This is a genomic window from Lutibacter flavus (assembly GCF_900188355.1).
In the GTDB taxonomy this organism is placed as follows: Bacteria; Bacteroidota; Bacteroidia; order Flavobacteriales; family Flavobacteriaceae; genus Lutibacter; species Lutibacter flavus.
In genome coordinates, this window is record NZ_FZNX01000001.1 from 883,713 (window position 1) to 895,898 (window position 12,186).

12 protein-coding genes are annotated in these 12,186 nt (G+C 28.8%); 11 read left to right on the plus strand and 1 reads right to left on the minus strand.

Going from position 1 to position 12,186, the window contains the following annotated elements; translation table 11 throughout:
- The first annotated feature begins 87 nt into the window (after positions 1-87).
- Positions 88-1,377 (plus strand): fumarylacetoacetase, encoded by a 1,290-nt coding sequence (fahA, locus tag CHB63_RS03845; protein WP_089377090.1) that lies wholly within the window; start codon positions 88-90, stop codon positions 1,375-1,377.
- Here fahA and ytxJ read toward each other — a convergent pair.
- Positions 1,358-1,750, minus strand: coding sequence for a bacillithiol system redox-active protein YtxJ (ytxJ, locus tag CHB63_RS03850; protein WP_089377091.1), 393 nt, complete (start codon positions 1,748-1,750; stop codon positions 1,358-1,360). The genes fahA and ytxJ overlap by 20 nt on opposite strands.
- 155 nt (positions 1,751-1,905) lie before the next feature.
- Here ytxJ and clpB point away from each other — a divergent pair, with 155 nt between their 5' ends.
- From clpB to CHB63_RS03905, 10 genes are all read left to right on the plus strand, one after another.
- Positions 1,906-4,497 (plus strand): ATP-dependent chaperone ClpB, encoded by a 2,592-nt coding sequence (clpB, locus tag CHB63_RS03855; RefSeq protein WP_089377092.1) that lies wholly within the window; start codon positions 1,906-1,908, stop codon positions 4,495-4,497.
- 191 nt (positions 4,498-4,688) lie between these two features.
- Positions 4,689-5,189 carry a SixA phosphatase family protein gene (locus tag CHB63_RS03860; RefSeq protein WP_089377093.1) on the plus strand — a complete coding sequence of 167 codons (501 nt, stop codon included), beginning with the start codon at positions 4,689-4,691 and terminating at the stop codon, positions 5,187-5,189.
- Between the two features lie 127 nt (positions 5,190-5,316).
- Entirely contained in the window at positions 5,317-5,763 is a 447-nt protein-coding gene (locus CHB63_RS03865) for a hypothetical protein (protein WP_089377094.1), read from the plus strand.
- Between the two features lie 225 nt (positions 5,764-5,988).
- A complete protein-coding gene (locus CHB63_RS03870; protein ID WP_089377095.1) occupies positions 5,989-6,390 on the plus strand; it encodes a hypothetical protein in 402 nt (133 codons plus the stop codon).
- Positions 6,391-6,768: 378 nt separating this feature from the next.
- On the plus strand, positions 6,769-8,079 hold the full coding sequence (locus CHB63_RS17105; RefSeq protein WP_176420160.1) for a hypothetical protein: 1,311 nt from the start codon (positions 6,769-6,771) through the stop codon (positions 8,077-8,079).
- 284 nt (positions 8,080-8,363) lie between these two features.
- Positions 8,364-9,071, plus strand: a complete 708-nt coding sequence (locus tag CHB63_RS03885; protein ID WP_089377097.1) for a DUF6799 domain-containing protein — start codon at positions 8,364-8,366, stop codon at positions 9,069-9,071.
- A gap of 165 nt (positions 9,072-9,236) precedes the next feature.
- Positions 9,237-10,097: a hypothetical protein gene (locus tag CHB63_RS03890; protein ID WP_089377098.1), complete on the plus strand. Its 861-nt coding sequence runs from the start codon at positions 9,237-9,239 to the stop codon at positions 10,095-10,097.
- A 106-nt stretch (positions 10,098-10,203) separates the two neighbouring features.
- Positions 10,204-10,662: an SsrA-binding protein SmpB gene (gene smpB / locus CHB63_RS03895; protein ID WP_089377099.1), complete on the plus strand. Its 459-nt coding sequence runs from the start codon at positions 10,204-10,206 to the stop codon at positions 10,660-10,662.
- 5 nt (positions 10,663-10,667) lie between these two features.
- Positions 10,668-11,576 carry a geranylgeranylglycerol-phosphate geranylgeranyltransferase gene (locus CHB63_RS03900; RefSeq protein WP_089377100.1) on the plus strand — a complete coding sequence of 303 codons (909 nt, stop codon included), beginning with the start codon at positions 10,668-10,670 and terminating at the stop codon, positions 11,574-11,576.
- A 1-nt stretch (position 11,577) separates the two neighbouring features.
- Entirely contained in the window at positions 11,578-12,159 is a 582-nt protein-coding gene (locus CHB63_RS03905) for a Maf family nucleotide pyrophosphatase (protein WP_089377101.1), read from the plus strand.
- Positions 12,160-12,186 lie beyond the last annotated feature (27 nt).

Sequence of the window (12,186 nt, forward strand, 5' to 3'; positions counted from 1 at the left end):
AAAAATAGTAATTTCATTTTTCTTTTACAGATAAACTTATATATTTGATTAGAAAATCAAAATGAAAAAAATAAAGAAATTATAGATATGGAAATAACAGCAAATAATCCGAACAGAAAATCTTGGCTACAAGTTGCACAAGGTTGTGATTTCCCAATACAAAATATTCCTTTTGGGGTTTTTATTACAAAAGATGATATTATAACTATTGGAACTAGAATTGGTGAATATGCAATTGATTTAGGGGCTTTTCATCAATTAGGTTATTTTAATGGAATACCATTAACAGATGATATTTTTATGCAAGATTCTTTAAATGATTTTATTGATGATGGAAGAATGACATGGCGATTGGTTAGAAATAGAATTGCTGAAATTTTTGATATTAACAATACTACATTAAAAGACAATAAATCACATAGGGATGTTATTATTTTTGATGTGAATGAAGTTGAAATGTTAAGCCCGGTAGATGTTGGTGATTTTACAGACTTTTTCTCAAGTAAAGCGCACGCAAAAAACATTTCCAAAATGTTTAATCTACAAAATAATTCTAAAGAACAAAATTGGCTACACATGCCTTTAGGTTATAACGAAAGAGCATCATCTGTTGTTGTTTCTGGAACTTCAATTAGAAGACCTTATGGACAAACATTGCCAGCCGATGGATTAAATCCTGTGTTTGGCCCTTCAAATAAGCTTGATATGGAAGTTGAAATGGCCTTTATAACAACTTCGGCTAATAATTTTGGAGATCGAATATTGGTAAATGAAGCTGAAGAATTCATTTTTGGAATGGTCTTACTAAATGATTGGAGTACTCGTGATGTTCAAAAATGGGAATCTAAACCATTAGGGCCATTTTTAAGTAAAAGTTTTGCTTCAACAATTTCCCCTTGGATTGTTACTTTAGATGCCTTAGAACCTTATCGATGCAAAAGCGCTAAACAAGAAAATTTACTACCTTATCTTCAATTAAATACACCTAAAAATACATTTGATATTAAATTAAATACGTTTTTGGAAACTGAAAATGGGGATTTAAATTTATTAAGTGATTCAAACTTTAATAATTTGTATTGGTCTATAGCTCAGCAATTAGCGCATCAAACTGTGAATGGCTGCAATGTGCGTTCTGGTGATTTATTTGGTAGTGGAACTATTTCTGGAAAAGAAGAAAAATCCTTTGGATCTTTATTAGAACTGTGTTGGAATGAAGAAAAACCAATTACATTAAAAGATGGAACTAAAAGAACCTATTTGGAAGATGGTGATAACGTAATTATTAGAGGTTATTGTGAAAACGAACATGGAAGAATTGGTTTTGGAAAATGTACCGGAAAAATTTTACCTGCTATTAAATATAATCTTCAATAGTTAAAGAAGAAATTATGTCATAATGAGAATTATGAGTCACAACTTCACCATTTTTAATTAAAATTGCTTGTGGAGATTGATGGTAAACATTAAATGCAGAAGCTAATTCATTTGAAATTGATCTGTATTTCAATAAATCTAAATAATAAAAGGCAACATTTTCTATTTTAGAATCTGTTGCTTTTTCAAATTGAGAAAGTACTCCCCTGCTAATTCCGCATCGCGTACTATGCTTAAAAACAACTACTAATTTAGTCTTTGACTCTTCAATAATTTCGTTCAATTGTTTTTCTTCAGTTAACAAAGCCCAATTAAAAGTATCACTACTCTTTTCACTTTCATTTGATTGAAAAAGACTATTAAATATACCCATTTCTTAACTATTTTAAAATTTGATTTAAAAATATAACACTTGCCAAATTGTCGCTAACTCCTTAAAAAACAAGACAAAATGGCTTAATTAAATTGTTTTATTTGAATTGGTCTCTAATTTGAAGCTGCAAATATAACAACAAAAAAGTATACGTTATGAACTTTAATAATTTTACAATAAAATCGCAGGAAGCTATCCAAAAAGGACAGCAAATTGCAGAAAGTTTCGGGCATCAACAAATAGAGAATTCTCATATTTTAAAAGGTATTTTTGAAGTAGATGAAAATGTAACTCCTTTTATTTTTAAAAAATTAGGGGTAAATATAGAATTGCTTAAAAGTTTAATTGATAAAACAATTGAAAGTTATTCTAAAGTAACTGGTGGTGGAGATACTACCCTGTCTAGAAATGCCTCAAAAATGTTAAATAATGCAGCAACAGAAGCAACAAATTTAAAAGATGAATATGTTTCCATTGAACATCTGTTATTAGCAATTTTAAATACAAAAGATACCACAGCTCAGATTCTAAAAGATCAGGGAGTTGATGATAAAGGCTTGCAGACTGCAATAACAGAATTGCGAAAAGGAAGTAAAGTAACTTCTCAAAGTGCTGAAGAAACCTATAATTCATTAAATAAATTTGCTAAAAATTTAAATCAGCTTGCAAAAGATGGTAAACTTGATCCTGTTATTGGTAGAGATGAAGAAATTAGAAGAATTCTTCAAATTTTATCGCGTAGAACCAAAAACAATCCAATGTTAGTTGGAGAACCAGGAACTGGTAAAACAGCAATTGCGGAAGGTTTAGCGCATAGAATTGTAAAAGGAGATATTCCAGAAAATTTAAAAGGAAAGCAAGTTTACTCATTAGATATGGGAGCTCTTATTGCAGGTGCAAAATATAAAGGTGAATTTGAAGAACGGTTAAAATCCGTTATAAAAGAAGTAACATCTGCTGAAGGTGAAATTGTCCTTTTTATTGATGAAATTCACACACTGGTTGGAGCTGGCGGCGGACAAGGAGCTATGGATGCAGCAAACATTTTAAAACCTGCATTGGCTCGTGGAGAACTAAGAGCAATTGGAGCAACCACTTTAGATGAGTATCAGAAATATTTTGAAAAAGACAAAGCTTTAGAACGAAGGTTTCAAAAAGTAATTGTAGATGAACCGGATACAGAAAGTGCAATTTCAATTTTACGTGGTATTAAAGAAAAGTATGAAAATCACCATAAAGTTCAAATAAAAGATGAAGCAATTATTGCTGCTGTTGAACTTTCGCAACGGTATATTACTAATCGTTTTTTACCAGACAAGGCAATTGATTTAATGGATGAGGCTGCTTCTAAATTACGTATGGAAATTAATTCTAAACCTGAAAATTTAGATGTTCTTGATCGTAAGATAATGCAGTTAGAGATTGAAATTGAAGCAATTAAACGTGAAAAAGATGAGAAAAAATTAGCTTCACTTAAAAAAGAAGTTGCCAATTTAAAAGAAGAAAGAAATGAAATAAATGCAAAATGGGTTAGTGAAAAAGAACTTGTAGATAATGTTCAGACTAGCAAAGAAGCTATTGAAAATTTCAAGTTAGAAGCCGAACGTGCTGAACGTGAAGGTGATTACGGAAAAGTTGCTGAAATTAGATATGGTAAAATAAAAGAAGCTCAGGAAAAACTTGATAAACTTCAAAAAGAAATGGCTGAAAATCAAGATTCAGCATTAATTAAAGAAGAAGTTACACGAGATGATATTGCCGAAGTTGTTGCAAAATGGACTGGAATTCCAGTTACAAAAATGCTTCAAAGTGATCGAGAAAAGTTATTGCATTTAGAAACTGAACTACATAATAGAGTTGTTGGACAGGAAGAAGCAATTATTGCAGTTGCAGATGCTGTTAGACGTTCCAGAGCTGGATTACAAGATTCAAAAAAACCAATTGGCTCCTTTTTATTTTTAGGTACAACTGGTGTCGGTAAAACAGAACTTGCTAAAGCATTGGCCGAATATTTGTTCGATGATGAAAACTCTATGACACGTATTGATATGAGTGAATACCAGGAACGACACGCTGTTAGCAGACTTATTGGTGCGCCTCCAGGTTATGTTGGTTATGATGAAGGTGGACAATTAACAGAAGCAGTGAGAAGAAAACCTTATTCAGTTATTTTATTAGATGAAATTGAAAAAGCGCATCCAGATACTTTTAATATATTATTACAAGTTTTAGATGAAGGAAGATTGACTGATAATAAAGGTCGGGTTGCCGATTTTAGAAATACAATAATTATTATGACCTCAAATATGGGTTCACATATAATTCAAGAACGATTTGAAAAAATGGATATGAATAAGCGTGCTCAGGTTACTGAAGACACAAAAGAGGAAGTTATCACTTTGCTTAGACAAACAATTAGACCAGAATTTTTAAATAGAATTGATGAAATAATAATGTTTACACCGCTAAATGAAGCTGAAATTAAACAAATTGTTAAATTGCAATTAAATGGCTTAACAAAAATGCTGAAAGAAAAAGACATTCAAATTGAATATACCGAAGATATGGTTGAAGCATTAGCTGAGAAAGGATTTGATCCTCAATTTGGTGCAAGACCTGTAAAAAGGGTCATTCAAAAAGAAGTGTTAAATGAGCTTTCAAAAGAAATTTTAGCAGGAAAAATAACGGCTACAAGTCATATTTTACTGGATGCTTTTGATGATAAAATAGTATTTAGAAATAAATAAAATAATAGATTGATTTTATAAGAGGCTGTCTAAAAAGTACTGAACGTCGTCATTCTGAATTTATTTCAGAATCTCATAATACTGGTTATCAATCAATATATGAACCTGAAACAAGTTCAGGTTGACGAAAATTTGGCTTTTAGGACATCCTCTTTTTATGTATATTCGTTTTATCAACAATTTATTAAATTATGAAAAAAATCCTATTCTTTTTATTTGTACTAATTTATTCTTTAAATATACAAGCGCAAGAAAATGAAGTAACTACTTATTACTTTATTCGACATGCTGAAAAAGTTAGAAAACATAAATCTGATAAGAACCCTAAATTAAAGAAAAAAGGAAATAAAAGAGCTAAAAACTGGAGTATTGTATTTGATAATATTCCATTCGATATTATTTATTCCACCAATTATAAAAGAACAATTCAAACTGCAACTCCAACTGCTGAAAGTAAAGATTTAGAAGTTCAATTTTACAATCCAAGAGAATTATACAATTCTAAATTTAAAGAAGATACAAAAGGAAAAACAGTACTAATTGTAGGACATAGTAATACAACTCCCCAATTTGTAAATAAAGTTTTAGGTTCCAAAAAATATGTAGATATTGAAGATAACAATAATTCTAACCTATATGTACTTACTATTTCAAATAACTCAATATCCGATATTCTTTTAAAGATAGATTGATAACATTGTTCCATTCACTAAAAAAATAGTATAACATTTTATAATTTACCAAAATATTGATTAATATCATTGCTTATAATTAATTTATAAAATAGCTTTAATAATTATTAACAATAAAAGTATGGTCATGAAAAAATTATTAATGTTAATATCAATATTTGCATTTTTATTAACAAGTTGCAATGGTCAAGTTAAAACAGAAAAACTAACATCTGTAAAAAAAGATACGATTAAGCCAATTAAAAAAATGAAGGTTATTAAAGAATATGATGATGAAGGGAATTTAATAAGTTTAGACTCTAGTTACTACTATTTTTATTCAAATATTAAAAAAGACACACTATTAGAAAGAGAGATCTTTAATCGATTTAAAAATGAATTTGATATTCAACTTAAATCTATAGATTCAATTTTTAAAAATGATTTTACAGTTAAATCACCATTTGATATAAATGATTTTTATACAGATGATTTTTACTTAAATCATTTCAAATTTCAAAATAAGGAAATTGAAAAAATCTTTAAAAAAATGGATTCAATTAAAAATAAATTTTATTCCAACCAAAAATTATAATCTAATTTTTTCTAAGCTAGCTCCATTAATTTAATTAATTCACTGTTATTGCGCAGGTTAAATTTATAACTTCCTATTAATGGAGTTATTTATTTTTTAATAAAATTTATTGTGTTTTAAATTTTCCCTTTTATTTTTTTTATGAAACCAAACTTTTTTATTTAAAAAAAGTCTAAATGATAGTACATTGAAAATTAGTGTATTTCATAATTTAAATTTTTTATAATGAAAAAGTTAATCGTTTTTTTAGTTTTTATGGTTCTAGGAACCGGAGGATTAATAGCTCAACAAAAAAAACAAGTTAAAAATCAAAATCATGTTCAAACACATGCCCAGGAGCAAATACAAGAGCAAAATCAGGAACAAATACAATTACAATTTCAAGATGGAGTTTTAACCGTTACTTTAGAAAATGGTACCTCAATTCAATTATTGATTGACCAAGATCAAACTATTGACCAAATTAGAGATCAGTTAAAATTAAAAGATGGTTCATGTAAAGATGATGCGACATTAGATTTGTTGGCAGATCAAACAAAACTTAAAATTCAGGCTCGCTTAAAAGATGGGTCTTGCGATGATTCTAGCAGTTTATTGCAGCAAATCTTAAATTTATTCAATTTTTAAACTGAATAAAATGAATTAACAATTAAGGAATCCAAGTTTGACTTAAATAAAGCCCTAATTAGCTTAGTTAAAACCTCAAAAAGCTTTTATCAACCTCAAAGTCAAATTTGGATTTTTTAATAAAAAAACTCTCAATAATAATAATAATAATAATAATAATAATATCTTTCTAAATTCTAATAAAATAATTACAAGTTTTATTGTAATTGATGTTACATAAATTTTATGATATTTCTCATTTACTGAATTGACTGCTATCATTTCAAATAAACAAACATTTTAGTTGCTTTACATAGTTAAATTTAAAAATTTATCAATCTGTTGAATATAATACCCCAGATGAATATAATTTTTATTAATAACTTAAAATGCAATATTATGAAATTAGAAAAATTAAGTTTAAAAATAAGCCTACTTGCGCTTATTTTTATTTTTGCTCAATGTAATGAAGATACATTTGTTGATGATGTATTAGTAGCAGATGAATCTGCAGTTGAAATGAGCTCTAAAGGAAAACCTGATTCTACAGGAGAAACATTTGGTAATAATTTATCCTTCCCAGTAATTTGGTCTGATGGAGCAACTAAACTTCTTAGAGGAGAGATGGGAACAGTAAACATAACCGGTACTTGGTGGGGTGTTTGGGGTGAAGATCCAATAGACCCGCAAGCACCACTTTACAGTTGTGGTCCTTATATTTTTGGGGAAACAGAGTATTGTTCAGAAGCTGAATACAAAGCTTATATCCAAAAAGATGAATTTAATAATTGGCAAGCTTCCAACTGGATTCCTGATGGAACAACTATTGTAGACAATATTGATTGGGGAGACAACTTAGAGTCTATAGACTGGAGTATTAGATCTCAAATACGAACAGAGGTGGTTCTCTATAAAAATGTTGATCCAACCGTTACAGAATACGCAATGCGTCATGCTGACAGCTGGGGTGTAGATGAAGTTCATGGGTTACAAACCACATTGTTAGATGAAATAGTTTATGGACCAGGTGATGTAGCGACTGTTTTTACAGATAATGCAAGATTAACTATTCAAAAATTATCTATTGAAAATATAGATGAGTTATACCAACTTAATGAACAAGGAGAAAGAATAGGTAGTAATTTAACATGGAGAAAAGGAGATGGTTGGACAGAAGCTAGCAGTTATGAAGGTGGCGATTTAGTTAATGATGACCCTTTATTTAACATGGCTGTGCATGAAGCAAGTGATGGCCCTGGTTATTACAATGCAGAAGTAAATGTAAAAGGAAAAGTAATTTTCGGTTATACGTGGAATGCCAAAAAATTGAATGATGGTGAAGGATATTATAGAGTTACTTTCAGTTTTGATGATGATAGTGGACGAGAATTAAAAACTTTCTTTGAAAGTGGTATTACTAACATATTGCTGCCTATTGAAGAAGAAGAAGAACTATCAGCAAAACGAATTGTACCAACTTCTGATGAAGGCGATGATTCAGGAGAAGGAACCAGAGGAGGAGATGCAGTAATTGATTTTGATAACAACTTAACCTACATGGATATTTTAATAATTGGAAAAACTACCGGTAGCGGTGGTGGCGGCGGAATTGGCGGCGGCGGCGGAACCGGCGGTGGTAATACTGGCGGCGGCGGCGGTGGTAATAATGGCGGAGGCACTGGCGGTGGAAGCGGAACAGGACATAATTAAAATAACTTAAAACCTTAGAATTAAGCCCGTATAACAAAATAGGAATTAAGTTATACGGGCTAATTTTTTTCTACAATTAAAACTTTCTTTTAAAAATAATGTCTAATGATATATAGACGTATTAGAACCAAGTAAAACGGAAAATAAATTAGTTGTTAAATCTGATAATTATCATGTCAATTCTTGATAACAATCATTGTTCTAAATTGAATTACATCTTAAATTTGGATGTCAAAAAAGTAATTAAACACTATTATAAATAATAAATTTTAATATAATAAATCATGAAGAAAGTAGTATTTTTTTTAATCTTTATAGTTCTAGGAACTATTGGATTAGTTGCGCAAATTAAAGATCAGGATAAAGATCAAGATAGAGTTAGAGATAGAGATCATGTTATGTTGGTTGATGGAGATCTTCTTCAAATTAGAGATCGGGATCAAATTCGATTACGTGATAAAATAACTTTAAACGATGGTACAGTTGTAAACTCAGATGGTACTTATGTAACAAAAGATCAAATTAGATTAAGATTACGTGATGGATCTTGTTTAGATAACGACGGAGTATTATACAGAGATGAATATCAATACAGATATAAAATTCAACAAGAAAACAAAGGATTGTCTGAAGCTCAGATTCAAACACGAAATCAAAATCGATATCAAATTATGATGATTGATGGAGAAGCATATCAAATTAGAAATCAAGAACAAAAACGTGTTAGAGAGCAATTAAAACTTGGTGATGGAGTAACTGTAAATCCTGATGGAACTTATCAAACTCGAGATAGAAAACAATTACGTCTTCAAGATGGTGAATGTTTAAATATGGATGGTAATATGTTTAAAAACACCTACATGCACAGAAAAATGGAAGTTAATAAAAACGCAAAAGGAATTAAAACCATGACAAAGAAAAAAGTGCAAAAAAAGGCAACTACTACTCCAAATAAGAAAAAAGTAATGAAGAAAAGTGGAAAAAACATTTAAATAATTAATTGAGAATAAATGATTTATTAAATGTTTTGAAATTGTCATTTTGAGTCAGGATTAAAAGTTAATAAATATTGCTGGAATTCGCTCAAAATGACAATTTTTAGTTCTTAAAAATCATTCCATTTTTAGTTTTATAAATTAACTCTTAAATCACTTAAAATGAAAAAATTAAATTTCACTATAGTTGTTTTGTTCATTCTTTTCTATTCTGAAGCAATTGGGCAGAATGAAGACAAATCATACATTAAAACGGGTTTAAATTATATAAGTGATGCTATTTTTATGGGTAGAAAAGATTCTATTGCAGCCCCCTATTTATATCCCACGATAACTTACCATCATAAATCTGGATTCTATGGTAACGGATCATTTTCATATCTTACAAAATCAAACCAAAGTAGAATCGATTTATTTTTACTTACTGCTGGCTTTGATTTTACAAAAAACAAACTGTCTGGAGATTTTTCAGCAACAAAATACTTTTTTAATGATGATAGTTATAACGTAATTTCAGAGGTAACTGCAGATATTTCTGCTAATTTAAGCTACGATTTTGACATTCTTAATTTATCAGTGGCTGCAAGTAATTATTTTAGTACTAACGAAAATTCTGATTTCTTTTTATCTTCAGAAATCAGTCATGATTTTCTAACAACAGACTATAAATTTCAAATTTCTCCAACAGTCGGAGTTTATTTTGGATCACAAAATTTTTATGAAGAATATTATATCACAAAACAAGTTAGAATAAATGCAGGCCAAGGGCCAGGTCAAGGCTCAGGAGGAACAACAGAAACAGTTACAGAAGTTGTTATAGAAGAAAGTGAAAATTTTAATTTAATGGCAATTGAACTAAGTTTACCAATGTGGTATACAAAAAACTCAATAACTGTTTCGTTTTTACCTGCTTTAGTTTTTCCACAAAATGCAGCAACCATTTTAAACGATGAAACTTTAACTAAAGAACAATTAGATGAAGTTTTTTATTGGATGGTCGGATTATCTTATAGATTTAAATAATATTCTTATTTATAAAAAAGTTCATGTGAAATCATGAACTTTTTTTATTTTAACTACTCTTAAAGCTGCACTAAATGAATAGAATTTATAGTACATTTGCACTAATATGCAGAAGAAAATAAATATTAAAAATAAAAAAGCTCGATTTGAATACGAGATCTTAGATAAATATGTAGCTGGAATTCAGTTAACTGGCACAGAAATTAAGTCAATTAGAGAAAGTAAAGCTCGAATTACTGAAAGTTTTTGTGAGTTTAATGAAAAAGGTGAATTGTTTGCTATTAATATGTTTATTGAAGAATATTTATATGGACATTCTTTTAATCATAGTCCAAAAAGTGAACGTAAACTATTGTTAAATAAAAATGAGCTTAAAAAGCTTGAAAAAGAAGTTCAAAACGTTGGGCTTACAATAATTCCGCTTAAATTATTTCTAACTGATAAAGGTTGGGCAAAATTAGAAATAGCACTTTGTAAAGGTAAAAAAACGTACGATAAACGTGAAGTAATAAAGGACCGCGACAACAAAATAGATTTAGCGCGTGTTAAAAAGAATTTCAACTAAATTTAATGAAATTAGAATTTTTTTTTAACCTTATTAGATGGAAAAATTTATTGCTGATTATTTATGTCTTTTTTCTATTAAAGTTTTTCTTTTTCCATTCGTTTTATGTTGAAACAACCCTTTCATCTCTTCAATTTATAATCTTATTATTTTCAGTATTGTTTATAACCGCAGCAGGTTATATTATAAATGATATTTTTGATATAAAGGCTGATGAAATAAACAAACCGAATAAAGTAATTGTTTCCAAAAATATTTCAATAGAACAGGCAAAACATTGGTATAAAATAACAAATACTATTGGAATTATCTTAGGAATTATGCTTTGTTTAAGCATTAGTAAACCTACACATTCATTCATTTTTATTGGAACAGCTCTCCTACTCTATTATTATTCAAAAATTTTAAAGGGAAAACCACTTATTGGAAATTTAATTGTTTCAATTTTAATTGCTTTTAGTGTAGTTATTTTACCTGTATTTGATATCAATTTTTCAATTAAAAACAATCCCCAAAATACTGCAATTACAGTTATAATTGTGTTGGCATTTTTTGCATTCATTTTAAATTTAATTAGAGAAATTATTAAAGATATAGAAGACATAAACGGAGATAAATCTTTAAATTTAAAAACATTACCTATAATTTCCGGAAGAAATAGAGCTCAAATTATTGCTTCGTATTTATGCTTAATACCAATTTGTTTATTGTTTTTTCTAGTTTATAATTATAGTCGTAACTATAAATTCCCAATGCTATATTTACTTTTATCTACGTTAATTCCATTATTAGTAGTTGCTATAAAATTACGAAGCGCGGAGAAAAAAAGTGAATTTCACAAATTAAGTTCATTGCTTAAAATCATCATGTTTTTAGGTATAACTATACTTTTAATAATTTCATTTAAAAAATAAAATGCTTTCAGAAAAATTTAAAAATAACCAAATTATTCTCGCTTCTGGTTCACCAAGACGACAAGAATTGTTCAAAGAACTAGGTATTGATTTTTCCATTAATGTTAAAGAAATTGATGAAATATACCCATCAACACTTGTAGAGGAGGAAATAACCAATTATTTAGCGAAGTTAAAAGCAAAAGCATTTGAAAATGAACTACAGGAAAAAGATATTGTAATAACTTCAGATACAATTGTTTGGCACGATAACAGACCATTAGAGAAACCAAAAAATAAAGGGCAAGCGATTGAAATGTTGCAAGAATTATCTGGTACCAGTCATAAGGTTATTACTTCCGTTTGTATTAAAACAACTAAATCTCAAAATGTATTTTTTGATGTTACAACCGTTTTCTTTAAAAAATTGACTTTTGATGAGATTCTTTTTTATGTTGAAAATTACCGTCCATTTGATAAAGCTGGAGGTTATGGAATACAAGAATGGATAGGTTTTATAGGGGTTACAAGGCTTGAAGGAAGCTATTTTAATGTAATGGGATTACCTGTTCATAAATTATATGAAGAATTGATGAAATTATAAGTCATAATGGTAAAATATCCTTATTTT